This window comes from Kitasatospora sp. NPDC101235 (assembly GCF_044767505.1).
Classification (GTDB): Bacteria; Actinomycetota; Actinomycetes; order Streptomycetales; family Streptomycetaceae; genus Kitasatospora.
The window spans coordinates 44,936-68,267 of sequence record NZ_JBIWNZ010000013.1 but is presented as its reverse complement, the minus strand read 5'-3'; the positions used below and the strand labels follow the sequence as shown (position 1 = coordinate 68,267).

General features: G+C 73.0%; 20 protein-coding genes, 1 tRNA gene and 3 pseudogenes. 9 read left to right on the top strand and 15 right to left on the bottom strand.

Annotated features, from left to right (window positions below; translation table 11 throughout):
- Positions 1-48: 48 nt before the first annotated feature.
- From ACIRRH_RS22255 to ACIRRH_RS22245, 3 genes and pseudogenes are all read right to left on the bottom strand, one after another.
- Positions 49-870 carry a hypothetical protein gene (locus ACIRRH_RS22255; RefSeq protein WP_403070035.1) on the bottom strand — a complete coding sequence of 274 codons (822 nt, stop codon included), beginning with the start codon at positions 868-870 and terminating at the stop codon, positions 49-51.
- Positions 871-1,023: 153 nt separating this feature from the next.
- Positions 1,024-1,182 (bottom strand): annotated as a pseudogene (locus ACIRRH_RS22250) (IS5/IS1182 family transposase); the annotation flags it as partial.
- 42 nt (positions 1,183-1,224) lie between these two features.
- On the bottom strand, positions 1,225-1,794 hold the full coding sequence (locus tag ACIRRH_RS22245) for a TetR/AcrR family transcriptional regulator (protein WP_403070032.1): 570 nt from the start codon (positions 1,792-1,794) through the stop codon (positions 1,225-1,227).
- A gap of 98 nt (positions 1,795-1,892) precedes the next feature.
- On the opposite strand from ACIRRH_RS22245, the gene ACIRRH_RS22240 reads away from it, so the two are divergent.
- Both ACIRRH_RS22240 and ACIRRH_RS22235 read left to right on the top strand, forming a co-directional pair.
- Complete coding sequence (locus ACIRRH_RS22240) at positions 1,893-2,180, top strand: antibiotic biosynthesis monooxygenase (RefSeq protein WP_403070029.1); 288 nt, start codon at positions 1,893-1,895, stop codon at positions 2,178-2,180.
- Positions 2,181-2,308: 128 nt separating this feature from the next.
- Positions 2,309-4,363: a DUF6493 family protein gene (locus ACIRRH_RS22235; RefSeq protein WP_403070465.1), complete on the top strand. Its 2,055-nt coding sequence runs from the start codon at positions 2,309-2,311 to the stop codon at positions 4,361-4,363.
- 198 nt (positions 4,364-4,561) lie between these two features.
- Here the strand turns inward: ACIRRH_RS22235 and ACIRRH_RS22230 are convergent.
- Positions 4,562-4,633, bottom strand: a tRNA-Cys gene (locus tag ACIRRH_RS22230).
- Positions 4,634-4,827: 194 nt separating this feature from the next.
- Between ACIRRH_RS22230 and ACIRRH_RS22225 the strand changes: the two genes are divergently transcribed.
- Positions 4,828-5,316: a hypothetical protein gene (locus ACIRRH_RS22225; protein ID WP_403070027.1), complete on the top strand. Its 489-nt coding sequence runs from the start codon at positions 4,828-4,830 to the stop codon at positions 5,314-5,316.
- 39 nt (positions 5,317-5,355) lie between these two features.
- A complete protein-coding gene (locus ACIRRH_RS22220) occupies positions 5,356-5,640 on the top strand; it encodes a hypothetical protein (protein ID WP_403070024.1) in 285 nt (94 codons plus the stop codon).
- A gap of 7 nt (positions 5,641-5,647) precedes the next feature.
- Here ACIRRH_RS22220 and ACIRRH_RS22215 read toward each other — a convergent pair whose 3' ends face one another.
- From ACIRRH_RS22215 to ACIRRH_RS22205, 3 genes are all read right to left on the bottom strand, one after another.
- A complete protein-coding gene (locus ACIRRH_RS22215; protein WP_403070022.1) occupies positions 5,648-6,193 on the bottom strand; it encodes a polysaccharide deacetylase family protein in 546 nt (181 codons plus the stop codon).
- Positions 6,194-7,111: 918 nt separating this feature from the next.
- Positions 7,112-7,843, bottom strand: coding sequence for a hypothetical protein (locus ACIRRH_RS22210; protein ID WP_224278109.1), 732 nt, complete (start codon positions 7,841-7,843; stop codon positions 7,112-7,114).
- A 203-nt stretch (positions 7,844-8,046) separates the two neighbouring features.
- A complete protein-coding gene (locus ACIRRH_RS22205) occupies positions 8,047-8,472 on the bottom strand; it encodes a hypothetical protein (RefSeq protein WP_403070019.1) in 426 nt (141 codons plus the stop codon).
- 275 nt (positions 8,473-8,747) lie between these two features.
- On the opposite strand from ACIRRH_RS22205, the gene ACIRRH_RS22200 reads away from it, so the two are divergent.
- Together ACIRRH_RS22200 and ACIRRH_RS22195 are read left to right on the top strand one after the other, a co-directional pair.
- Complete coding sequence (locus tag ACIRRH_RS22200) at positions 8,748-9,902, top strand: anion permease (RefSeq protein ID WP_403070016.1); 1,155 nt, start codon at positions 8,748-8,750, stop codon at positions 9,900-9,902.
- Positions 9,899-10,144 carry a hypothetical protein gene (locus ACIRRH_RS22195; protein WP_403070014.1) on the top strand — a complete coding sequence of 82 codons (246 nt, stop codon included), beginning with the start codon at positions 9,899-9,901 and terminating at the stop codon, positions 10,142-10,144. Before ACIRRH_RS22200 ends, ACIRRH_RS22195 begins: the two co-directional genes overlap by 4 nt.
- 122 nt (positions 10,145-10,266) lie before the next feature.
- On the opposite strand, the gene ACIRRH_RS22190 is transcribed toward ACIRRH_RS22195, so the two are convergent.
- From ACIRRH_RS22190 to ACIRRH_RS22180, 3 genes are all read right to left on the bottom strand, one after another.
- Positions 10,267-11,172 carry an NAD(P)H-binding protein gene (locus tag ACIRRH_RS22190; protein WP_403070011.1) on the bottom strand — a complete coding sequence of 302 codons (906 nt, stop codon included), beginning with the start codon at positions 11,170-11,172 and terminating at the stop codon, positions 10,267-10,269.
- 93 nt (positions 11,173-11,265) lie between these two features.
- Positions 11,266-12,309: an NAD(P)-dependent alcohol dehydrogenase gene (locus ACIRRH_RS22185; protein WP_403070009.1), complete on the bottom strand. Its 1,044-nt coding sequence runs from the start codon at positions 12,307-12,309 to the stop codon at positions 11,266-11,268.
- A gap of 52 nt (positions 12,310-12,361) precedes the next feature.
- On the bottom strand, positions 12,362-12,727 hold the full coding sequence (locus ACIRRH_RS22180) for a hypothetical protein (protein ID WP_403070007.1): 366 nt from the start codon (positions 12,725-12,727) through the stop codon (positions 12,362-12,364).
- Positions 12,728-12,911: 184 nt separating this feature from the next.
- Between ACIRRH_RS22180 and ACIRRH_RS22175 the strand changes: the two genes are divergently transcribed.
- Together ACIRRH_RS22175 and ACIRRH_RS22170 are read left to right on the top strand one after the other, a co-directional pair.
- Positions 12,912-13,652, top strand: coding sequence for a GPR1/FUN34/YaaH family transporter (locus tag ACIRRH_RS22175; RefSeq protein WP_403070005.1), 741 nt, complete (start codon positions 12,912-12,914; stop codon positions 13,650-13,652).
- Positions 13,653-13,893: 241 nt separating this feature from the next.
- Positions 13,894-14,061: pseudogene (locus tag ACIRRH_RS22170) on the top strand (aldehyde dehydrogenase family protein); the annotation flags it as partial.
- 270 nt (positions 14,062-14,331) lie between these two features.
- On the opposite strand, the pseudogene ACIRRH_RS22165 reads toward ACIRRH_RS22170, so the two are convergent.
- The 4 genes and pseudogenes from ACIRRH_RS22165 to ACIRRH_RS22150 form a co-directional block, all read right to left on the bottom strand.
- Positions 14,332-15,405, bottom strand: a pseudogene (locus tag ACIRRH_RS22165) (MFS transporter); the annotation flags it as partial.
- Positions 15,406-15,473: 68 nt separating this feature from the next.
- Positions 15,474-17,687 carry a caspase family protein gene (locus ACIRRH_RS22160; RefSeq protein ID WP_403070003.1) on the bottom strand — a complete coding sequence of 738 codons (2,214 nt, stop codon included), beginning with the start codon at positions 17,685-17,687 and terminating at the stop codon, positions 15,474-15,476.
- Positions 17,680-18,030: a hypothetical protein gene (locus tag ACIRRH_RS22155; protein ID WP_363392426.1), complete on the bottom strand. Its 351-nt coding sequence runs from the start codon at positions 18,028-18,030 to the stop codon at positions 17,680-17,682. Before ACIRRH_RS22155 ends, ACIRRH_RS22160 begins: the two co-directional genes overlap by 8 nt.
- 515 nt (positions 18,031-18,545) lie before the next feature.
- A complete protein-coding gene (locus ACIRRH_RS22150; RefSeq protein ID WP_403070000.1) occupies positions 18,546-19,217 on the bottom strand; it encodes a helix-turn-helix transcriptional regulator in 672 nt (223 codons plus the stop codon).
- A 162-nt stretch (positions 19,218-19,379) separates the two neighbouring features.
- On the opposite strand from ACIRRH_RS22150, the gene ACIRRH_RS22145 reads away from it, so the two are divergent.
- Entirely contained in the window at positions 19,380-22,583 is a 3,204-nt protein-coding gene (locus ACIRRH_RS22145; RefSeq protein WP_403069997.1) for a bifunctional cytochrome P450/NADPH--P450 reductase, read from the top strand.
- Between the two features lie 133 nt (positions 22,584-22,716).
- Here ACIRRH_RS22145 and ACIRRH_RS22140 read toward each other — a convergent pair whose 3' ends face one another.
- Complete coding sequence (locus ACIRRH_RS22140; RefSeq protein ID WP_403069994.1) at positions 22,717-23,271, bottom strand: GNAT family N-acetyltransferase; 555 nt, start codon at positions 23,269-23,271, stop codon at positions 22,717-22,719.
- Positions 23,272-23,332: the final 61 nt, after the last annotated feature.

The following is a 23,332-nucleotide window of genomic DNA, read 5'->3' as shown; positions in this document are numbered from 1 at the left end:
GCCGCCGCCCCGGGAGAAGCTTCCAGGGGCGGTGGCGCACCTGTGGGGTCAGCCCAGGAAGCGGCGCAGCGAATTCGACAGGGCCTTGACGAAGCCGTCCCGGACCTCGTCGGCGACGAGGTCGAGGGACAGATAGGGGTTGAGGTCCTCCAGCTCGACCAGGAGCAGGCGCCCGTCCGGCGCCCGGCAGGCGTCCACCCGCTGGATGCCGTGGTCGAGCGTGTTCCAGTCGACGAAGCCCCGCGCGAACTCCAGGTCGGCCGCGCTCGGCTCGTACGGCACCAGCTCCCAGCGCCGGGCCGGGTCGGGCGCGTGGAGGGCGTACTGGAAGGCGTCGTCCACGAAGTAGAACGAGACCTCGTACCGGAAGTCGATCCGCGGCTGGACGAGCACCTCGCCCCATTCGAGACCGCCCAGCTCGTCAAGGGTGAGGAAGCGCAGGCCTATGCTGTCGGCGCCCTCCACGGGCTTGACCGCGTAGCGGTCGGCGGCGGGCAGCCGGTCGAGGTCCTGCGGCCGGTCGATGGTGGGGATGACCGGGTGGCCCGCCTCGGTCAGCTCCAGCAGGTACCGCTTCCCGGCCATGTCGCCCCGTCCGGTCAGCGGGTTGTAGACCCGCACGCCGTCGGCGAGCGCCCGGGCGCGGAAGCGGGCGTACTCCTCGCGGTAGTGCAGCACCGGCCCGCTGTTGCGCACCACGACCGCGTCGAAGCGCCCCATCAGGGCCCGGGCGTCGAGCGGGTGGCACAGCGCCAGGTCGAACCACTCCCGCAGCCGGGAGGTGAGGAGGACGTCCTCGTCGCCGTAGCGCCGTCCGCGCGCCGGGTAGGCCAGGTCGGTCACGTACAGCAGGCTGGGCCGGTCGGGCACGGGCACTCCCTCGGTCGGTGGCGGGGGAGCGAATCTACCGTGCGGTTCCGCCGGCGGCACCGATCGCCGACGGCGGAGCGGCCGGGCCGGTGCGCTACCGGGCCGGCAGCTCCCGGAGGGCGCCGGTGACGAGGCCGGGGCCGCTCAGCCCGGCGCGTCCATCAGGGCGGTGACATCGGCTCCGTCCTCCCCGCCTCCCCGGTTTCCGGCTGTCACGGACACGGCCAGTGGGGTTCCGCGCCGGTCGACCATCAGGTGGTGTTCGGAGCCGGGGCGACCGCGGTCGACCGGCGACGGCCCGACGTGGCCCCCCGTTCGAGGGTCCGCAGGATCGCGGCCGGCCGATGGGAGGGGTCACTGGGCGGGGTTGCGGGGCGGGCGGGCGAGGATGAGGTCGCCGGCGCGGTCGAGGACCTCGGCGCGGGTGCGGCCGGGGTGGTCGGCGGCGAGGAAGTGGTTGCCGATGGCCACGCAGAAGGCCAGCAGGCTGCGGGCCTCGATCTCGTCGGGGTCGGCGCAGATGGTGCCGATGGCCGTGCGCAGCAGGTCCATGCGGGTGTTGTCCACGCGGCGCAGGCGTTCGGCGACGGCCTGGTCGCGGCGGGCCCAGTCGCGGATGGCCAGGTCGATGGGGCGCAGGCGGTCGGAGAAGGTGAGCTTCCCGGCCAGGCGGGCCTTGTCCCTGGTGTCTCCGCCCTCGTGCTCGATCCGGTCGAGGACGTCGTCGGTGGCCTCTCGCTCCCAGGTGTCCAGCATTTCCGTCAGCAGTGCGTCGCGGTCGGCGAAGTAGCCGTAGAAGCCGCCTTTGGTCACGCCCAGGGATTTGGCCAGGGCCTCGACGCGTACGGCGTCCACGCCGCCTGAGGCCAGCGCCCGCAGACCCTCCTCGACCCACTTCTCGCGCGGTGTGCGCAACGCGCCCATGGTGTGACTCGCCTCACAATCACACCCGTTGTACGTAGCCGTACAACGGGTCTAGCCTCTCGTTATACGCAATCGTACAACGCGCAGGGGGTACCGTCATGTCGTTCGGTTTCGTCGCGTTCCACTACCCGAAGCCCGAGTACGTCGAGGAGTTCATCGGCCGCTGCCGCCAGGTCCGCGAGGTGCTGACCTCGCAGTCGGGATTTCTGCGTGCCGAGGTCTGGGTCACTCCCGAGGGCGACGCCGTCGTCACCACCGGCGAGTTCGAGTCCCCGCAGGCGTTCCAGGCGGCGTTCGCCGCCGTGACTCGCGAGTCGGGTGCTGTGGTCGCGTTCGACGAGCGCGAGGTCAAGCCCCGTCAGGTTCACACCCTGCTGTCACGGTGACGGGGGGCTGGCTGTGATGGCCGACGAACTCCCCATCACCGGGCGCACCTCGCGGCCGTGGTGCCGAGCGGGCCGGGCAGTGCCCCGGCGCCGTCCTCGGTGAGCGACTCGGCGTAGCGGGGGAGCGGCTGAAGTCCGCCGACCCGTACGCCGCCCGGTCCGGGCCGGACAACGCGTGGCCCACGGTCCTCACCGCCCTGGCGACCGAGGGCCCGCTCGACCGCGCCGAACTGATCGACCTCTGCCTCGGCCGTCTCCTGCGCGGCGACCGACCCGGCAACCTGCGCGGATTCCTCCACCTGTACGCGGCGCTGGCACCCGACGCCGAGGAGGTCCTCGCCCGCGCCCGCGACCACGTCAGGCTGGCCGCCGACGGCGCGCCGAGCGTGGCCAAGGCCGCCCAGACGGCGCTGCGAACCGTGGACGCGCGGCTGCCCGCCGAGTTGTTCACCGACCTCACGGCCGCGGTGCTGGCGCGCCCGGAGAAGGCACTCGCCACAGCCCAGCTGAGCCGGGCCGAGGCCGCGCTGCGCCGCGCCCCGGCCGCAGCCGACAGCCTGCTGCCGGCCGTCGCTGCGGCCTTCACCCACCCGGCCCCCGCGGTCCAGGAACGCGCCCTGGGCCTCGTCGCCCGCTACCTGCCCCACACCACCCCCGCCACCGCCGAGGCCGTGCGCGCCGCCGCCACCGCCCTCGGTCCCGCTCTCCAGCCCGACGCCCACCGCTTGCTCGCCATCCCGGCCCCGGCCGCCGAGCGGCAGCACGACGCACCCATCGCCGCCGCGCACGTGGGGAAGGCCGCACTCCCGGCCGCACCCGCCGGCCCGCTCGACCTCGCGGAGCGGTTGGGGGCCGTGCTGGCCGACCGCGTGCCCGACCCCGGTGAGTTCGAGGTGGTGTTCGCGGCCCTCGTCGCGGAACACCACCGCGACGCGGTCGCCCTGCGGATCGCTCTCGCCCCGCTCGCCGCACGCCGTGGCGAGCACCCGGTCCTGTTCTGGGAAGCCCGCAGCGCCGGGGGAGCGCTCGGCTGCCTGCTCGACGCCCTGACCGGCCGACCGCACGAGTCAGGCATGCACGCGGCTGAGCTGCTCGACCTCCCCGCCCACATGCGCACCCCCGCCGTGATCCCCGCGCTGCGCGTCCACGAGGCGGCTTCCCGGATCACCGACGCGCCGGTGCCGCTCCTGCTCGCCACCCCCACCGCCGACGACGGCACGATCGACCCGGCCGTGCTCACCGAGCGGCTCGCGGCGTACCGCACCGCCGGCGCCGGCCCCTGGCCCGCGGACCTGGCCCAGTCGCTGCTCCGGACACCCCCGAACGCGCTGCCGACCGTCCGCGCCGCCGCTGCCGGACTCGGCTGCGCCCTGCCTCCCGACACGGCGCCACCCGCACCCGGCCGGTTCCACATCCAGACCCCGGACCTGCCCGAGCGGGTCGGCACCTACGGCTGGGCCCCGCCCACACTCCCGCGCATCGCACCGCTCGCCGTCACCGCCGCGCCCGTACCCGAGGGCGTCACCGGACTGCTCCACACCCTCCCCGACCCCACCGAGACCGGCCGGTTCACGGGCTCGCCGCCGACGCCGCCGACCGAACTCGTCCAGTTGCCCTGGCTGGCGCCCTGGCACCCCGAGACCGTCGCCGCACACGGCCTCCCCTCCGTGGTGCTCCAAGCGGACACGACCTCCGGCTCCCGGGGAACCAATCCCCTGCTGCCCCGGATCGCGGAACTCCCGGGAGAGTTCGGCCCGGTGAGCCACCTCCTGCTCGCGTACGGGCTGACCGCCGCCCGCACGGAGAACCGCACCGCCGCGCTGGACGCGCTGCTGGTGCTGACCGCACGCGGCCGGCTCCGGCCGGAGGCGCTCGGCGAATGGATCGCGGCGCTCTGGCGACTGTCCGCGGCCAAGCCGAACCGGGTCCTGCCCGTCCTTGCCGACGCCGCGCGCAGCGGCGCGGGCCGGGCGGTATGGACGGTGCTCGCCGCCGTGATCACCGGCCTCACCGTCGAGCCCGGCAGGCGCGGACTGGCGGACGCCCTCGCACTCGCCGCCGAGTGCGCGGCAGCCGAAGGCATCCGCACCACCCTCCCCGCCCTCGTCACCCTGGCCGCACCAACCGCACCCAGCCGCGTCCGGGCGGAATCGGCCCGACTGATCCGGATCCTCACGACCTGACCGTGCCGGAGAGCGGATACCGACACCTGCATTTCCGCCGCACGTGGTCGCGGCTGTGCCCGACAGTCGAACGCGCGATGCGGCAGGGGAAACCTGACGACCCGACTGGCGATGACCCGGCCGGGCCCGACGGCTACCCGGGAGCGCTCCAGGCCGCTTCTGTCTGCCTGTGTCTGTCACGTCGAAGGACAGGAGAAAAGGTGGAGACAGGAATCGAACCCGTCTGAACGGCTCTGCAAGCAGTCGCCTCGCCACTCGTGCCACTCCACCGCGACAACGGTGGGAAAGACTACACGCACATGAACCAGGATTCTCTGGGAGCGGTGATTTTTCACCCCGGAAGTTCCTTAGTGTGTTTAGTGTTATTTCTCTCGACATGGCGTCGGAAGGGTCCGGGGGCCAGCGCGAAAAAGTCAGGTTGCGTTAGCCTGTGCCGATATCTCCGACCTGATGGGATTTCATTCATGGCCGTCGAGGAATCACGGTTCACCCGTACTACGGAGCTGCGCTGCGGAAGCGCCGCGAACCGGTGCCAGTACAAGAGCCTGCCCCTGCGCGACCTTCCCCCGCTCGGTGTCGTGCGCCGCGCCCGGATCGCCCGCGAAGGCCTGCGTGAGCGCCGCGCCGACGTTCCGGCGCCCGGCCGGCCCTCCCGCTTCGCCGAGGGGGACTGGGTCCGGGTGAAGGACGAGGCCACGGTGCGCACCACCCTCGACGCCAAGGACCGCCACCGCGGTTTGTGGTTCACCGGCAGCCAATGGTCGTACTGCGGCGGCGTCTACCAGGTCGAACGCGTCGTGCGCCGCATGATCGACGACCACTACCGTGTGCGGCGCCTGTCGGGCACCGTCGCCCTGGCCGGCGCCACCTGCCACGGCGCCGACGGGACCCAGGGCTGCGGACTGGACTGCGCACTGCTGTTCCGCGACGAATGGCTGGAGCCCGCCCCCTAGCCGGTGCCCGCCGCCCGGCCCGTCACCCTGTGGGCAACCGTGCGCAGCCTCGCGGAGATCCACGCGACCCTCGGCCCCGACGGCCGCCTGCACGGCGTCCCCTTCCAGGCGGGGATGGAGCGCCACGCCGGCACCCGTCACGGTGCCACCGAACTGCGCCACCGGTCCCTCGCATGGTGGCAACACCCCACCGGAGGACGCTGGTTCATCCTCCACGGCCTGCGCTGCGGCGGCGAACCGCTCGCCACCGGCTGCGACCGCGGGTGCGCGCTGCTCTGGCACGCGTCCTGGCTGCACGTGGAACCCGCCGCCGCACCCCGCTGAACGGCCGTCAGCGCCGCCAGCGGTCGCGGACCAGCTTCGCAGTCAGGTGCAGCGGCCCGTCCCGGTCACCGACGTAGCAGCGGGGAAGCGCGTACACCCCGCTGTGAGCACTGCGGCTGACCGCGCACGCGTACGCGTAGCCGGCTTGCGTCACGGCCTCCACCGCGGCGGCGTCGAGCGAACCGTAGGGGTAGCAGAACCCCTCGACCGCCCGGCCCGTGAGGTCCTCCAGCGCGTGGCGGCTGTCGGAGACCTGGGCTGCCAGATCCTGCGTGCCCAGGCCTGCCAGCCGCCGGTGCGTCAGCCCGTGCGAGCCGATCTCCATCCCGGCGTCAGCGGCTTCGCGGACCTCGCCCGCCGTCATCAGCGGCTTGCGCGGGCCCTGTTCGTCCCAGTCGTTGGATCCGCCCAGCCGGCCGGCCACCACGTAGACCGTCGCGGTGAAGCCGTACTCCGTCAGTGCGGGCATGGCCTCCTCCACGAAGTCGCGGTATCCGTCATCGAAGCTGAGCCCCACCATGCCCGCAGCGGTGCCGTCCCGGTGGGAACGCATCAGGGCCCCCACCGACACCCCGCGCAGCCCGCGAGCGGACAACCAGCGCAGCTGGCGGCGAAACCGTGCAGGGGCAACGGTAATCAGATAGGGATCCTCGACCGTTGACGCCACCGAGTGATACATGAGCGTCCACGGGAGACGTCCCGCACCTGCGCCGGGCGCTCCTTCCGAGCTACTGCGTGGTCGAATGATTCGCATGTTCCGCTCCAGCTGTCCGGTGGTACCGCCTGTGCAGGTGGCCCTCAAGGAGATTGCATTCTGGCAGCGTCGGACCCGGCTTCCATTCGCGCCAGGCGACTGCGCACCATTTCACCCGAATGCCGGAACGGGAGTCGCCTGATGGGGGTCGGCCCGAACAGTCCGGATGACGGTTCCACGGTGTGTGGGACCGCCACCCGGGCAGCCGTAGCGGCCGAACCGGTGCCGGAGCGGATGCCGGTGCCGGAGCGGCGCAGCAGTTGCAGGGCCGCACCGGAAACGCGAGAGGACCCGGGAGCGTAGCCTGCTCCCGGGCCCCTGTTTGCCGCCCAATTGCGCACACCGGCACGTTTAAGGGTTGCGGATCATATTGAAATCGGCGCGTTCTGCCTTTGAACTACCGTGCCACGAAGCGGCACAGACAGGACTTGAACCTGCATTCGTCGACATTCGTCCGCACCCGGTCGATCCGGTGTTCGGCGGCGAATGCTGAGACTGGAGCGAGAGTCTGAGATTCAGGGGGCCTGCCTCTGCCTGGTTGGGCTACCCCGGCCGGTGGTGCCGGGGGGAGGACTCGAACCTCCACTGTGACCCCTGGTCAGCTTCAACATCAGTGTCAGCTTTTCGCACCGCGCAGCGCACCCGCCCGGTTTCCCGGAACAGGTCCCTGGCGCGCTCGGTGCACCCGCCCGGCTCCCCGGGCGGGCGATCACGCGGCTACCGGAACAGGTAGCCGAAGACGGCGTCACCGACCCGTTGGTCGGTGACCTCGACCGCGTTGGCCTCCTCGCGGGCGAACTTGACTGCCTGCTGGAGCTTCTCCACGCGCTCGGCGAGCTCGTTCACCCGGCGGGCCGGCAGCGCGCCGGAGAACTTCACCGTGGTCCAGTAACCGACCGCGATGTCCTCGTAGTAGACCTCGACCTGGGCCGGGTGCTTCTCGGTGGCCTCGGCCTTGACGTGGTTGCGCGGCACCTTCTTGGTCCGGATGGTGCGCACCGGCTCGGTCTTCCAGGAGTCGGTGGACGGGTCGAGGTTCCAGGACTCGGAGGCGTCCAGCACCGGGAGCTTCCTCACGAAGGTGAACAGGTCGGTGAGCTGCTTCTCCAGGAAGAGCAGGTACGGCACCGGCACCTGGGCGAGGAGCACCTGGCCGTCCACCACCACGTCGGCGCGGGCGCTGATGTTGGCCCAGTCCTTGGTGGCCGTCACGTCGAAGAGCCGGGTGAGGGTGTTCGCGGTGGACCGCAGGATGTCCTCGGCCTTCAGCTGCACACGGGTCGACTCCGGCGGCAGCTGCTCGCCCTCCTCGTCCTTGGGCTGGTAGGTACGGGAGATCCCGGCCAGCAGCGCGGGCTTCTGCAGGTCCTGGTGGGCCTGCGTCAGCTCCTGGAAGGACTTGGACTTGACGCCCTTTTCAACGGCGATGATCTGGTTCAGCTTTGCCACGTCCGGGACGGTAGCAGTCCCGAACTGATCGGCGACACTTAATTATTGATCGAGTAGCCGGTCCTGCTGGTCCTCCGGTGCGGCGACGGGCTGACGTCGACCCCCGGGGAAGGGGGTGTCCGCCCGGGCGCCGGGCGGACACCCCCTTCCCCGTCGAACCTGCTTCACGTCCTCCGCCCACCGACGGGCGAAGGCGGCATGGGTCAGCGCACGGTGACGGTGAAGACGGGGGAGACGGTGTCTCCGCTGATGATGCGCAGCTCGTTCAGGCCCTTGAGGCCGAGCTTCACGCCGAGCGAGTAGGAGCCGTTGCGGGTCGTGGGGACGGAGGCGGGCAGCGTGACCCACCTGCCGTGCTGCTTCTGCTGCAGGGTCACCGTGCTTCCCGCCTTGAGGCCGGTGGTCGTGCCGGTGACACGGAACAGCTGCCACGCCTGGACGGAGGAGACCGACGGCTTGGCGGTGACGGCGGCGTGCGCGGCGGCCGCCTGCGTGATGGCCGGCCGCACGGCGGACGCGGGGTGGGCGGCGGGGGCGGCCGCCATGGCGGTGCCCGCCAGCCCGAGGGAGAGCAGGCTGAGGGTGGTCACGGCGGCCAGGCGCAGGTGGTTCCGCTTGGAGACGATCACGGTGCACCCCTTTCGAGGGGAGGTGGTTGTCCGGCCCGAAGGCGTGGATGCCGCTGTTCGGGCTCTGCCGTCTGTAGGGACGCCTTGTGCCGTGGATGGGTTGTGGACGGATCGTCACCGCTGTGTAACAGTCGGCGATCACCCTTCGGCGTACACGGGGGCGACCCGCCGGCTCCACGGCGTGCTGGTCCGGTCGGATGACGCCCTGCGGCTCCCGGCCGGTCCGGGTGGTGGGGGAGCGGGTGGACGGCGGTCGGCGGGCTAGCTTCGTTCCCGTGACCGGCAACGACGTGATTCTGGTGCTGGTGGTGGTCACCGCGCTGGGCTTCGACTTCACCAACGGGTTCCACGACACCGGCAACGCCATGGCGACCTCGATCGTCACCGGTGCCCTCCCGCCGCGTGTCGCGGTCGGCGTCTCGGCAGTGCTGAACCTGGTGGGTGCGTTCCTGTCGACCGCGGTCGCCGCGACGATCGCCGGCGGCCTGGTGCAGAGCCGGGACGTGACGCTGACCGTGGTCATGGCGGGCCTGACGGGCAGCATCCTGTGGAACCTGACGACCTGGTACGTCGGGATCCCTTCGAGTTCCTCGCACGCGCTGATCGGCGGCGTGGTCGGGGCGACCATGGCGGCGGCCGGCGCCTCCGCCGTCAAGTGGCAGGGCCTCGTCGCCAAGGTGATCGTGCCGGCCGCCCTGTCACCGGTCATCGCCGGCTCGGTCGCCGCGCTCGGCACCTACCTCGTCTACCGCCTCACCCGCGACGTCGCCGAAGGCTCGCGCACGCGCGGCTTCCGGAGCGGTCAGGTCGGCTCGGCCTGTATGGTCTCGCTCGCCCACGGCACCAACGACGCGCAGAAGACCATGGGCGTCATCACCCTGGCCCTGATCGCCAACGGAACGCTGAGCGCCGGGGCGAAGGCCCCGACGTGGGTGATCAGCGCCTGCGCCACGGCGATCGCCCTGGGCACCTACATCGGCGGCTGGCGGGTCATCAGGGCGCTGGGCAAGGGACTGGTGGAGATCGAACCGCCACAGGGGATGTCCAGCGAGTCCGCCTCGGCCGCGGTCATCCTCTGCTCCGCCGACTTCGGCTACTCGCTCTCCACCACCCACGTCGCCACCGGGTCGATCCTCGGATCGGGGGTCGGCAAGAAGGGTGCGGTCGTACGGTGGAACATCGCCCACCGCATGGTGGCGGCCTGGCTGCTCACCCTCCCGGCCGCGACACTGGTCGGGGCGCTGGCCTACTGGGCCGCCCACGGGATCGGCGGTACCGCCGGTGTCGTGGTCGTCTTCGCCGTCCTGGTGCTGGCCTCGACCGCCTTCTTCGTCGCATCCCGCCGCCCGGCCGTCACGCCGGAGAACGTCAACGCCGCGTGGACCGGCTCGCTCGTTCCGGAGCCTCCCGCCGACGAGGTGATCCGGTGAACCCCTGGATCGACCCGGACGCGCTCTGGAAGATCATCGCGACGGGATTCCTCGCAGGTGCGGGCCTGCCCGCGCTGTTCGCCATCGGTGTGCGCGCCCTCTACCCACCGGTCGGGGCCGGCAGGGCCGGGGTCTCACGCCGCACCACCGGGGCGCTCGGGCACACCGTCGCCACGGTGTGCTTCGCGGTGGTCCTCGCCGCGATCGGCTGGGGCATCTTCGTCATCGTCGACCACAGCTGACCGCACACGCCGGCCACCCGTGCTGCCTCGGCCCGGACGCTCACGGTGAACCTCCGTGCCGGGGCGGCGGGTACAGCCGCACGTGGTGGATCACGACGGGCCGGCCCGTGTGTGCCCCGCCTTCAGCCGGCGAACCGGCCGGCATTCTGCCGGATGAACTCGCCCACTCCGGTGGCGGGCCGCCCGGTGACCTGCCGGACGCCGTCGGCCTGGCGGTCGTAGCGGTTCTCGGCGTGGAGCCGGGCCATGGTGGAGATGTGCTGGAAGACGTGTTCCGGCAGCTCCAGCGGCCTGAGGTCACGGTCGATCCACTCCTCCAACGGCACGTCGGCGTAGCCGACCGGCCGGCCGAGGGCCGCGGAGACCTCCGCGGCGATGGCGGCGCCGTCCTGCGAGCGCGGGCCGGTCAGCTCGTAGATGCGGCCGAGGTGCGGGCCCGGCTCGGCCAGGACCTGCGCCACGACCGCGGCGACGTCCGCGGCGGCGACGGGGGAGGTCCGCGCCCGCCCGAGGGGCAGCCTGATGGTGCCGTCCACCGCGATCGAGGACAGCCCGATGCGGAAGAGCGGGTTCTCCAGGAACACGGTGGGCCTGATCTCGACCACGGGCAGCTCCGACCAGGCGAGGGCCTGCTCGACCAGCCACTGCTGCCGGTGCTGGTGCGACTCGCCCGAGCCGGTCAGGCCCAGCTCGGAGACGGTCAGCTGCGACATGTTCACGAACACCTCCAGCAGCCCCGTCTCCCGTGCCACGATCGCCGTCGTGAGGGCGGCCTCCAGGTACTGGGCGGAGACGCCCATGCCGAAGTACACCCGCCGGCAGCCCGCCAGCGCCCCGGCCACGTCCTCGACGTCGGTCAGGTCCCCGACGACGACCTCGGCACCCGTCGCGCGCAGCGCCTCGGCGCGCTCGTCGTCACGGCGCACCATGGCGCGGACCGGGAGGCCTCGCCGCCGCAGGTCCTCGACTACGGACCGTCCGACCGCGCCCACGCGGCCGGCGGCCCCGGTCACCAGAATCGATTGCACAGTGCCCTCCACGGGGTGTCCACGACCCGGAACAAGGGTGACCGACCGCGTGGCCACGGCGCGACCGGAGCGGTCCACCGTGGCCGTACGGTGTCAGATGGTGGCGGTGTCGATGACGAAGCGGTAGCGGACGTCGCCGGCGATGACGCGCTCGTAGGCGTCGTTGATCTGGTCGGCGCGGATCAGTTCGATCTCGGCGGCCACGTCGTGCTCGGCGCAGAAGTCCAGCATCTCCTGGGTCTCGGCGATGCCGCCGATGCCCGAGGTGCTCATGCTGCGGCGGTTGCCGTTCAGCGACCGGAGGTCGACCTGCACGGGTTCCTCCGGGAGACCGACGTTGACCATGGCCCCGTCGGTGCGCAGCAGGGAGAAGTAGGCGGCGAAGTCGAGCGGGGCGGAGACGGTGTTGAGGATGAGGTCGAAGGTGCCCGCGAGGTTCTGGAAGGTCGCGGGGTCGCTGGTGGCGTGGTAGTGGTCGGCACCCAGCCGCAGGCCGTCGTCCTTCTTGCGCAGGGACTGGGACAGTACGGTGACCTCGGCGCCGAGCGCGTGGGCGATCTGCACGCCCATGTGGCCGAGCCCGCCGAGTCCGACGACGGCGACCCGCCTGCCGGGGCCGGCGTTCCAGTGCCGCAGCGGGGAGTAGGTGGTGATGCCCGCGCACAGCAGCGGGGCGGCCACGTCCAGCGACAGGGCGTCCGGGATGCGCACGACGTAGCTCTCGTCGACGACCACGTTCTTCGCGTAGCCGCCGTAGGTGGGCTGTCCGTCCTTGCCGACGGCGTTGTACGTCCAGACCGGGCCTTCGGCGCAGTACTGCTCCAGGCCTGCCCGGCAGTTGTCGCAGGTGCGGCAGGAGTCGACCATGCAGCCGACGCCGACCCGTTCGCCGACCGTGAACTTCGTGACGCCGGGGCCGACCTCGGTGACGACGCCGGCGATCTCGTGCCCGGGCACCATGGGGAATATCGCCTCGCCCCAGCCCTCGCGGGCCTGGTGGATGTCGGAGTGGCAGATGCCGACGAAGGCGATGTCGATCAGCACGTCGTGCTCGCCGACGGCGCGGCGCTCGATGGTCGTGCGTTCCAGCGGGGCCTTGGCGGCGGGAGTGGCGTAAGCGGCAACAGTGGTGGTCATGGGAGTTCGTGTCCTTCCCTCTGGATGGGTCAAGGTCGCTCGGCGTCCTCCGTCAGGGGCGGGCGTCGATGCGGCCGTGGGCGGCGAAACGATACTGCGCGAGCGGTCCGAGGGCCGCCACGGCGAGGACGGCGGCGCCGTGGCCGAGAACCGTGGCGAGCAGGCCGGCGGGGGCGATCAGCAGGCCGGCGATGATCGCCGGCACTCCGAAGCCCGGGTGGGCGACCACGTGGACGGCCGCGAACGGCCCGGCCCGCTGGTCGGCCCGTACGAGCGGGATGATGGTCCGGATGGCGCCGGAGAACGACGCGCCGAAGCCCACACCGCCGATGATGCCACCTGTCCACCGCAGCGGGAGCAGTCCGGCGGCGACTCCGGCTTCCGTCGTGACCGGTAGTGCGCTGTCGTGCCAACTCATGGGCGCAGGGGGCAAACGAGGTCGGTCGGGCCGGTCGTAGTTTCGGGGATGCCGAGCCGTCGACGCGGTGGGCGTGCCACCGATCGCTCCGAGAGGGCTCTCGTGTCCGAGATCGCCGAGGTGCAGGCCGCTCCGGGCGTCGACGTGCTCTTCCACTTGGAACATTGAAGGAGAGATTCGCACGATGACCACAGCCTCCCCGGCCGCCGCCGGCGGCGACGGACCGCCGGCCGGTGGGACGGACGCTTCCGAGGAGCGCCGTTTCGAACCGGACCTCCGGTCGATCACCCGGATCAACCTGCGCCCCATGGCCTCGCCCATGCCGCTGGGCTTCTTCACGGTGGCGATCGCCTCCGTGATGACGGGATGCCTGCAGCTCGGGCTCTTCGGCACCGAGGCCCGCGGCGCCGTCGCCCTGTGCGTGCTGCCCGCCTTCGTCCTGCAGTTCCTGGTGAGCATCCTGTGTTTCGGTGCCCGTGACGTGATCGCGGCGACACTCATGGGCGTGTTCGCCGGCAGCTGGCTGGCCTACTCGCTGGTCATGTTCAGCGGCGCCGCCGACGGCCTCCGGGTGCTGGGTGTGTTCAACCTGGCGTTCCTGTGTTTCGGGGCGTTGATGACCGCCGTGACCCGGCCCAAGCGCGCGCTGTGGCTCGTGCTGGTGGTCTCGCTGCCCCGCTGGGCGGCCACCGGCCTGTCCGGCCTCACGGGCGCCGAGTGGCTCACGCGCACGTCCGGGGCCCTCGGCCTCCTGGTGGCGTGCGTCGCGATGTACACGGCGTTCGCCCTGCTGCTGGAGGACATGCGCAGCGAGGAGGTCCTGCCCATCGGCCGCAGCGGACCCGCCCGGGCCGCCGTGAACGGCGACCTGGCCGTCCAGCTCCGCAACCTGGAGCGCCAGGCGGGCGTGCGGCGCACGCTCTGAACGCCTGCTCCCGCATCCCCGCGCGCACCGAGCGGCTGTTCCGCGTCCCGATCCGTCCGTCCCCCCGGACCATCGACCCGAGGTGGAGCGCCACGGCCACCGACGCGCCGTGGTACCGGTCGATCCGACAGCGCGTCGGGTCGGCCGGCCCACGGCGGGCGCTGCAGGAGCGGCTTCACGGTGGATCACCGCGGGGTGCGTCTGCGCCGCTATGGCCTTCAGAGCCCGCGGAACCCTTGGTGAGACCGCTTCCGGCGGCCTCAACTTCGGCCTCCCGGTGGCCCACCTGGGCATCCCGGAGCTCCCGTTCGGCGGTGTGGGGGAGCGCGGATCCGTCCGGTACCACGGCCGCTGGTCGATCGACACCTTCAGCCACCGCCGGGCCTGCCTGGACGTGCCCCTGGGCTGAGCGGCCGAGATGGTACTGACCGGTCGTCACGTCGGTGTCGGAGGTGGCTGTCGCGTGGCGCTCGCCGTCCCGACCGGCTGCGGTTCCGGCGGGCCTCGACGGCGCCCGATGCCTTCCCGCGGTTCGCGCCGCGGCGACCACGAGGGCGAGCGCGATGGTCGCGAGTCCCGAAGCGGCCAGCACCCGTTGAGGCCCCAGCGCGGCGGTGAGGGGGCCGCCGAGTGCGGTGCCCACGGGGGCGGCGGTGAGCAGGGCGGCGCTTCGGGCGGCCAGGACCGCGGTCAGCCAGGCCGCCGGGGTGCGGTCCTGGAACAGGGTGAAGGACAGTGCGGTGAAGGGGCCGTAGATCACGCCGCCCAGGGCGAAGCAGACGAGGGAGACGGAGGCGGGCACCCCCAGGCCGAACGGCAGGAGGGCCAGGCCCCAGCCGGCGATGATGCCCAGGGTGACGGGCCAGAGCGGGAGCCTGCGCAGGGTGCCCGCGGCCAGTGCCCCCAGAACCGCACCGATGCCGAAGACCGTCCAGTACAGCCCGAGGAGGCCGGCACCGGCGTGCAGGTCCTCGGTGACATGCAGCGGGAGCGCGACCTCCAACGGCCCGTAGAGGAGGTTGAAGGCCCAGGTCAGGGCGAGGATCCCGAGCAGCTCGGGCCGGCGGCGCAACAGCGGGAGGCCGGCCGCGGACCGGCCGGTGTCGGTCGGCGCGCCGGTGGCCGGCGCCTCGCCCGGGTCGCCCAGCCGCCCGACCTGGACAGCGAGGACGGCGAAGGACAGCGCGTCGAGCCCGATGATCCAGGCGGGGCCGACGGCCGTCGCCAGGAATCCGGCGAGTGCGGGGCCGACGATGACGGACGCCGAGGCGCTCGCACTGACCAGCGCGTTCGCGGCCAGCCGCTGCTCCGGGGGAAGCATCCGGGCGAGCAGCGAGTACTTCCCCGCGCTGCCCCAGGCGTGCAGCACCGAGGACCCGGCGAGCAGGACGACGTAGAGGACCGGGTGCAGCACCCCTGCGGCCCAGGCCAGGGGCACGCACCCGAGGAGCAGCGCGCGGACCCGGCTGTCGGCGGCGATCAGCCGCCGGGGAGGCAGGCGGCGCAGCCGACGGCCGAAGAGCAGCGCGCCGGCGGCGCCGGGGAGGGCGTAGGCGGCCACTGCGGCGCCGACGACCAGCCCCGACCGGCCCGGAGGCGCGATCAGGACGGCCAGCCACGCCACGGCGACCACGCTCATTCCGTCCCCCAGGTCGGAGGCGGCCAGGGCCGGCAGGAGTCGGCGGAAGTCGTGGCGGGCGAACAGCGGCCGGTACGGACGCGGCAACAGACGGGTCGTCACGGGGAGAGGCATCCGACCAGGGTCGTGGTTCAAGCGGACTTGAGGTCAAGGTGGGGCCCGGGACGGCTGGCCGGCCTTCGCTAACCCTCCCAGGACATCACGGTGGCGATGGCGGTCAGGACCAGCCAGGCGATGACGGGGACGGCGAGGGTGACGGCGAAGGGCCACTGGGCGATGAGGAGGATGACGCTGCCGATGAAGGTGAGGAAGACGAGGAAGGGGAGGACGGTGAGCGGGATCCCCCAGCTTTCGAGGCGACGCCCGAGCAGGCCGTAGATGCTGACGATGGTTCCCAGGCCGACCAGGAGGGCCAGTTTGAGGGAGGTGAGCCAGAGGGCGCTCACGACGGCGGAACGATGGCCCTGGTGGGAGACCTGGACCACACGGCCCTTCCAGAGCGTCAGGTCCACGTTGGTGCCGTTCTCCACACTGTCGTAGAGCTCCTCGGTGACGCTGTAGGCGGCGGTGGGTGCCGCCTCGCGGGAGACCGTGACGTCGTAGGTGGTGGAATCGCTGCTCTGGTCGGTCTTCTTGCCCGTCACCCGGCCGGTCTCCTGGGTGGTGCAGCCCGTGCCGGGCGCGGTGCCCGGGGCGCCGCAGAGCGGAGCGCTGCGGTAGGCGACCGTGTCGTCGTAGGCGTCGACGTACCAGGAGAACCCGAGGGCGACGGTGGACAGGCCCGTGAGCACGAGCAGGGCCTGGGCCACGACACGGGCGGGGGAGAGCGCATTCCGCCAGTCGAACCGGCTGCCGTGGCGCCGCGGGCGGCGGGGCGCCGGGGGAGCTGTTTGACGGGGCGGCGGTGTTCCCGCGGGCGGTGAGGGGATCCGGTCGGTCACGGCCTGCGCCCCGCCGGCGGATGCGGCGGTGCTGCGGGCGGCGGTGACCGCGGCGGGCAGCGCGTCGGCCGGCTCCGGCGAGTCCGGTGGGTCCAGCAGGTGTTCGACCTGCCGCCGCAGTACGAGCAGTTCCCGGGTGATGAGTTCGGCCTGCTCCCGGACGTGGGCCAGGTCCGCCTCCAGCGCGCGGTTCAACCCGGCGGCGGCGTTCAGCTGGCGGCCCTTCTCCGCGGACTCCGCCTGGAGCCGTCGGCTGCGCTCCTGCTCGGCCGCGAGCTGCTCGGCGAGGCGCTCGGCCTCCAGACGGGCGCGCTCCTGTTCGTCGGCGCGGGCCCGGTCGGCCTCGTCCCGCTCCGCGGTGAGGGCGTCGATCGCCCGCCGGAGCTCCTCGGTGACCTCCCGGAGGTAGACCACCTGGTCGGCGGGGTCCGGGCTGTCGCGCAGTTCGGCGGCGCGCAGGTCGTGGAGTTCACGCAGCCGGGACGGGGCCGGCGGACGGCCGAGCCGGGAGAGGTGGGCGGCGAAGCCGTCCAGGAAGGCGCCCGGGGCGACGGTCCGGCCGGCCAGGTAGGCCTCGACCTGCTCCGGAGAGTGCCCGGTCGCCTCCGCCAGCTGTCCGGTGCCGGCGGGCCCGACGTCGGCGCACTCGGCGAGGGCCGCGGCCAGTGCTCGGGCGAGCCGGGAGGCGCGGGCGGGGGCGGGGCGGTGGGCGGGGTTGCGGGTGAACGCGAACCGGCCCGCGGTGTCGGTTCCCTGCCGGTTGGGCACGGGCAGCCCGCGCCGGATCAACTCGTCGCGCAGGTACGGGTAGAGGGCGTCGAGGGTGAGCCACTCCGGCCCCTCGGGGAGCCCGCTGCGGACCAGGTCGACCATGGTGCCGGTGAACGAGGTGGTCCGGTCGGCCTGCTCGGCGAGCGGGACGACGTGGGCGGTGCGGTCGCTGGCGGTGAGGATGTAGGTGCCGAGGATGTCCGTGGACGCGGCCTGGGCGGCCTCGCCCGCCAGGGCCTCGATGGCCCGGCCGGCGAAACAGCAGTCCAGCACGACGGCCTTGACCTTCGCCGGACTGTCCAGGAACGCCTCGCGGATCTTCTCGAAGTCCAGCCCGGTGACGTCGGCGTGCTCGGGCGAGGTGTGGGCGAGCGTCAGGCACAGCTGGCCGCGTGGCCGTACGAGGCCGTGGCCGACGTAGTAGAGCAGCAGGACGCCGCGGGTCTCGCGGGCGAGCAGGCGCAGGGTCTGCACCAGGGCGGGCATGTCGGCCGCGTCCTCGATCACGGTGACCCGCTCCTCGGGCCAGCCGCACAGCCGTGGGTCGGTGAGGGTGCGGCGCAGCGCCCGCAGGCTGTTGAGGGCGGCGGGCAGCCGTGAGAGGCCGGTGTCCCGGTAGGTGCCGGTGCCGATCAGGATCGCGCGGGAGTCGGCGAAGTGCGGGGGGCCGGGCAGCTCACTCATCGTCGTCGCCCAGCACCTCGGCCAGGAGCGGGACGACGTCCTCCTGCTTCATCTGCCGTGCGGTCAGCTTGACCCGGCCGCGCTTGGTCGTCACTTCGAGCGACACGTCCGCGCGGCGGGTCCGCAGCCAGACCGACAGCGACCCGGCCAGCGCCACGCCCGCACCCCCGGCGCCGAGGGCTATCTCCAGCACCTCGGTCACCCCGCCCAGCTCCCCGTCGGCGGGCGGGGACGGAAGGGGACGAACCAGCCCCGCCAGCTCGCGCTCCCGGCGCAGCCAGTCCCAGAGCTCCGCCGTCTCCCGCAGCCCGTCGCCGCCGGCGACCCTGATCCGCGCGTCCATGGCACTCCCTCGGCCTCTCCCGGGTGCCTCCCGGGTTCAGCCGGGATGATGGCAGGGATCGGCCCCGTGCGGGGAGCAACGGGGGGAGCTTGTAACCGACTTGTGGAACTCCGCAAGGGGGGCGGGGCGAGGGGCCGGCGGCGTCGCAGGTCAGGGCAGCAGCAGGCCGGCGAGCTCGTCCAGCAGTTCGGTGACCCTCCGGGCCTTCTCCGGGGCCGGCACGGCCCTGGCGATGACCGGTTCGGCGGGCCGGGCGACGTGGGCGTGGACGGCTCGCCGGGCAGGGTCGGAGACGGTGAGCAGGGTGCGCCGCCCGTCGGCCGGGTCGGCGGCGGGGCGGGCTCGGCCCGGGCACCGACCAGTGGCTCGCCGGACACGGCTGGACGGCGGAGGTCACCACCCTGGTCCGGCTCGGGGAGAGCTACGGGCGCCCGCTGCCGGACCCCACCGCCACGACGGCGTTCATCGAGGCGCAGCGGGTCGCCGCGGACTGACTCCGAGGGCCCGGCGGTACGTCACACCGGACCGGCCGGCCGCGGCGGCCAGGTGTCCGGGGCCAGGACGCCGGTGGCGTAGGCCCGGGCGACCAGGGCGGTGCGATTGGGGACGCGCCAGCGGCGGGAGAGCCGGGCCAGGTGGTAGTTGACCCCGTCCGGGGTGACGCCGATCTCCCGGGCGATCTGTGCGGTGGTGTCGCCGCGGGCCGCCGCGGCCAGGATGCGGGCCTCGACCGGGCTGGTGTCGGCCTGCGGGCCGGGCGGCGGGGCCTCGTCGGCGGGCTCTGCGGCCTGCAGGGAGAGCAGCAGGCTCGGGGTCTGCTCCGGAGTGTCGCCGACGAGGGCGACAGTCATCTCGCCGTTCCGCCCGCGGCCGCCGGCGGGTGTCCAGGAGACCCGGGCCGGGTACTGGGAGCGGCGGTGCAGCCGCACGGCCTCGGTGAGCGCCTCCAGGGTGCCGCTGTCCCGGAGGGTGAAGAACTCCAGAATCCTACGGTTGCGCATCTGCCCCGGCAAACGCCCGAATTCGGCTGCCATCGCGCGGTTGACGATCAGGATCCGCCCGCCGAACTCGCACACCGCGATGGGCAGCGGTACGTGGTCCATCAGCCGCAGCGCCCGGTTGCGCCAGATCACGGCGGCGTCCGGCCGGCTGCCCGGCGCGGGGCCGCAGCCCTCGGTCGTTCGCATCTGTGGTTCTCCTTGCCGGGGGCCAGAGCTGACGGTTCGTGGGCAAGTCCGCGACCGCCCCGGGTACTACACAATCATGTAGTGATCCCGGCCGGATCCGCCGTCCGATGGGCGCACAGTGGTGCAAGCCGAAAAGTTTCCTGCCGTGGGAGGGGCACAGCGATGACCGAGACCGTGGAGAGCATGACCGAGGACGAGCGGGCGGCCGGGGCGGAGGGCCGGGCCGTCCCCCTGGTGGACATCTCGGCGGCGCCGCCGGCCGCCGCCCCGATGCTGCGCACCATGGAACTGGCCAGAGAGCACGGCCCGGCCTTCGTCCAGCGGCTGCACGGCCGGGACCTCCTGGTCGTCAGCAGCCTGGAGCTGGTGGCGGAGCTGGCCGACGAGACCCGGTTCACCAAGTCGATCGGCCCGGCGCTGGAGAACGTCCGTCAGTTCACCGGCGACGGCCTGTTCACCGCCTACAACGACGAGCCCAACTGGGCCCGGGCGCACGACATCCTGATGCCCGCCTTCGCGCTCGGCTCGATGCGCACCTACCACCCGGTGATGCTGCGGGTGGCCCGCCGGCTGGTCGACTCCTGGGACCGCCGGCAGGCCGCCGGACTGCCGGTGGACGTGCCCGGCGACATGACCCGGATGACCCTGGACACCATCGGGCTGGCCGGATTCGGCTTCGACTTCGGATCCTTCGAGCGGGACGAGCCGCACCCCTTCGTCGAGGCGATGGTGCGCTGCCTGAACTGGGCGATGACCAGGCTCACCCGTGACCCACAGGCGGACCACCGCGAAAGCGACGCGGCCTTCCGGGCCGACGCCGACTACCTGGCCAACGTGGTGGACGAGGTGATCGCCGCCCGTGCCGGGGAGGAGGAGCAGGGCCCGGCCGAGGACCTGCTCGGCCTGATGCTCGGTGCGGTCCGGCCTTCGGACGGCACCCGGCTGGACGCCGAGAACATCCGCAACCAGGTGATCACCTTCCTGATCGCCGGCCACGAGACCACCTCGGGCGCGCTCTCCTTCGCGCTGTACTACCTGGTCAAGCACCCGACCGTGCTGCGGCAGGTACAGCGGGAGGTGGACGCGCTCTGGGGCACCCAGGCCGACCCGGAGCCCTCCTACGAGGACGTCGGACGGCTGCGCCACACCCGCCAGGTGCTCAACGAGGCGCTGCGGCTGTGGCCGACGGCGCCCGCGTTCAGCCGGGAGGCGCGCGAGGACACCCTGCTCGGCGGCCGCATCCCGCTGCGCGCCGGGGAGACGGTCTTCGTCAGCACGCCGATGCTGCACCGCGACCCGGCATGGGGCGACAACCCGGAGCTGTTCGACCCGTCCCGGTTCGACCCCGAGTGCGAGCAGGCCCGCTCCCCGCACGCCTTCAAGCCCTTCGGCACCGGCGAACGCGCCTGTATCGGACGGCAGTTCGCGCTGCACGAGGCCGTCATGCTGCTCGGCATGCTGGTCCACCGCTACCGGCTGATCGACCACGCCGACTACCGGCTCACCGTCAAGCAGACGCTCACCATCAAGCCCGACGGGTTCACCCTCGGCCTCGCCCGGCGCACGCCCGTGCGGACCGTCGACCTCGCCGCCGCGCCGACGGCCGTGGACCGGCAGGCCGGCCCGGCCGCCGAGCGCCCCGGGCGGGTCCGGCGGGGGACCGGACTGCTGCTCCTGCACGGATCGAACTACGGCGCCTGCCGGGAGTTCAGCCGGCAGCTCTCGGAGGCCGCCGCCGACCTCGGCTGCGAGACCGAGATCGCCCCGCTGGACGCGTACGCGGACGGGCTGCCCACCGACCGGCCGGTGGTGATCACCGCGGCCTCGTACAACGGGCAGCCGCCCGACGACGCGGCCCGGTTCGTCCGCCGGCTCCAGGAGTCGCACGACTCCCACGAGTCCGGGGACGGCGGGACGGCCGACGGTGTCGAGTACGCGGTGCTCGGCATCGGCGACCGCACCTACGCCGCGACCTACCAGCGCGTCCCGGCGCTGATCGACGACCGGCTCGCCGCGCTCGGCGGCACCCGGCTGCTGGCCCGCGCCGAGGCCGACGCCTCCGGCGACCTGGCCGGCACCGTACGGCAGTTCACCGGGGCACTGCGCGAAGCCCTGCTGGCGCGCTACGGGGACGCCGACGCACCCGCCGCGCCGCAGCCGGAGGCCGCCTACTCGGTGACCGAGGTGACCGGCGGCCCGCTGGCCGCGCTGGCCGCCCGGCACGACATGGCGGAGCTGACCGTCACCGCCGTCGGCAGCCTGACCGACCCCGACTACCACCGGGTCAAGCGGCTGGTCCGCCTGGCCCTGCCGGAAGGCACCGGCTACCGGACCGCCGACCACCTCACCGTGCTGCCGGCCAACGACCCGGCGCTGGTCGAGCGCGCCGCCAAGCTGTTCGGCGCCGACCCGGACACGGTGCTGGGCATCGTGGCGCACCGGCGCACCGGACCGGCCGTCGACCGCCCTCTGACGGTGCGCGAACTGCTCACCCACCACGTCGAGTTGCAGGACCGCCCGAGTGCCGAGCAGCGCGTCGCACTGGCCGCGCTCAACCCCTGCCCGCCCGAGCAGGCCGCGCTGCGGGCGCTGCCGGAGGACGACCCGCGCACCCTGCTGGACCTGATCGAGGACCACCCGGCCGTGCAGGAGCGGCTCACCTGGCCGGTGCTGCTGGAGCTGCTGTCGCCGATCCGACCGAGGCACTACTCGATCTCCTCCTCGCCCGCCGGAGACCCGGGCCAGGTGGACCTGATGGTCTCGGTGCTCAGCGGGCCGGCCCGCTCCGGCCGGGGCACCTTCCGCGGCACCGGCTCCGGCCACCTCGACCGGGTGGCCGTCGGTGACACCGTGCTGGCCCGGGTCCAGCCCTGCCGCGAGGCGTTCCGGATCGGCCACCGCACCCCGGTGGTCATGATCGCGGCCGGCACCGGCCTGGCACCCTTCCGGGGCGCCGTCGCCGACCGCCGGGCGCTGCTCGCCGAGGGGGCCGAACTCGCCCCGGCGCTGCTGTACTTCGGCTGCGACGACGCGGCGGCGGACTACCTGCACCGGGGCGAGCTGGAGGCGGCCGAACAGGCCGGCGCGGTGTCGCTGCGGCCCGCCTTCAGCGAGCGGCCGCAGCACGGGCGGCGCTACGTGCAGGACCGGATCACCGCCGAGGCGGCCGAGGTCTGGGAGCTGCTCGAAGCCGGTGCCGAGGTGTACGTGTGCGGTGACGGGGCCCGGATGGCGCCGGGCGTCCGGGCGGCCTTCCGGGCGCTGTACCGGGAGCGCACTCCGGGCGCCGACGAGCAGCGGTCGCAGGCCTGGCTGCAGGGGCTGATCGAGGCCGGTCGGTACGTCGAGGACGTGTACGCGGGCTGAGCGCCGGCCCACAGCCGGGGCCCGTCCTCGAGCTCGCCCCGCAGGCGCGAGTTCGAGGACAGGCCCTTGGACGGCCGGGGTCAGTACACGCTGACCCGGTACGCGGCAGAGCGTAGTTGGACCGCCGGGATCATCAAGCCGAGGCCTGCTCCCGGGTGAGCTGCCACACCAACTCCTCGCCGCTCTCCGCCGGGGCGATCGCCTCGGCGGGTCGGCGCAGGTGCTCGGTGAAGCCGAGGCGGGCCGGAACGGCGCCGCTGGCCCGGTTGGCCGGGTCGTGCACGATCTCGACGCACTCCACCCCGGGGAGGCGGAACGCCTGCTCGACCACGGCCCGCACCGCCCGGGTGACCAGCCCGCGCCCGGTCGCGGCGGGGTGCAGCCAGTAGCCGATCTCCCGGGTGTCCGACGGAGCGTCCTCGCGCCTGAACAGCCCGCAGACGCCGACGATCGCGCCGTCGAGCACGATCGCGTACGTGAAGTCCCGCCCGCTCTCCCAGCGTTCCGCGCGGCCGGCGAGGAACTCGGCGGTCCTGGCGCGACTGTGCTCGGCCACCCAGGGCATCCAGGGCCGCAGGTGCTCCAGCGACTCCTCGATGACCGTGAAGAACTCGGGCAGGTCCGCCTCGCCGTCGAAGCGGCGCAGGGTCACCTCGTCCAGGGTGATGACGTGCTCGGGAAGGTTCATGACGGGAGGATGGTCCGGGCACCTCTCACCGGGCAACGGGTTTTGGCGGTGGGGGCCGGTC